Source organism: Synechococcus sp. R5-12 (genome assembly GCF_047502655.1).
In the GTDB taxonomy this organism is placed as follows: Bacteria; Cyanobacteriota; Cyanobacteriia; order Thermostichales; family Thermostichaceae; genus Thermostichus.
Window position 1 is genome coordinate 1 of record NZ_JANSIM010000290.1, and the last position, 992, is coordinate 992.

Below are 992 nucleotides of genomic sequence, written 5' to 3' on the forward strand. Positions count from 1 at the left end.
CGGGGCTGGGTGGCCTTGTGGCGCTTTACTACCCTATCCCCACCCCCACCACCCCGTCAAGATATCCAACCCAAAATTTTTGGCAAGTTTTTGGCGAGAATAGCAGGGAAAAGAAGAAATAAAACTGTTTGAATATTGACATTCTGACTGCAGAGTTAATAAGATGGTTGCGAGGGTCAGGTTTCGGAGAAACTGTGATGCTGACTTTGCGCAAGCGGGAAGAGAGGGGTCATGTCAAGCTCAGTTGGCTTGATACTTACCACTCATTTTCTTTTGGAGAGTACTACGACCCTCGCTACATGGGCTTCCGGGCTTTGCGGGTGATTAACGATGACCGAATCAGCCCGAGTGCTGGCTTTCCGACCCATGGGCACCGGGACATGGAGATCGTTACCTATGTTTTGGAAGGGATCCTTGAGCATAAAGACAGCTTGGGCACGGGATCTGTGATTCGTCCTGGTGAAATTCAACGGATGACGGCAGGCACAGGGATCTGGCACAGCGAGTACAACCACTCGGCAGATGAGGAGGTTCATCTGCTGCAAATTTGGATTTTGCCGGAGCAGGAAAACCTGGAGCCCAGCTATGAACAAAAAGCGACGGGTTTGACAGAGCATCCCAATGAGTTTTGTTTAGTTGCCTCTCGAGATGGGCGCCAGGGATCCGTGATTGTGCATCAGGATGTGAATCTCTATGCGGGGTTGATTGAGCCGGGACGCACCATTCACCGACACTTGGATGAGAAGCGCTACGGATGGCTGCAGATAGCTCGGGGCGATGTGACCCTAGATGGCTTGTTTTTGCGAGAAGGAGATGGCGTGGCTATTGCTAGGGAAAGCGAGCTCAACCTTTTCAGTGAAGAAGGGGCTGAGGTGCTGCTGTTTGATTTGGCCTGACGATGACTTTTGGCTGAATTCTGGCTGTTTGCCTTGAGCTTATAGTCGTTTTGGTCGTGTTGATCTTATGTTAGGATAGAGAGAATAATTTATAGA

The 992-nt window shown here is 50.2% G+C and carries 1 protein-coding gene; it reads left to right on the forward strand.

Annotated elements, in window-relative coordinates; translation table 11 throughout:
* Positions 1 to 197 precede the first annotated feature (197 nt).
* A complete protein-coding gene (locus tag NW843_RS13490; protein WP_414341852.1) occupies positions 198 to 896 on the forward strand; it encodes a pirin family protein in 699 nt (232 codons plus the stop codon).
* Positions 897 to 992: the final 96 nt, after the last annotated feature.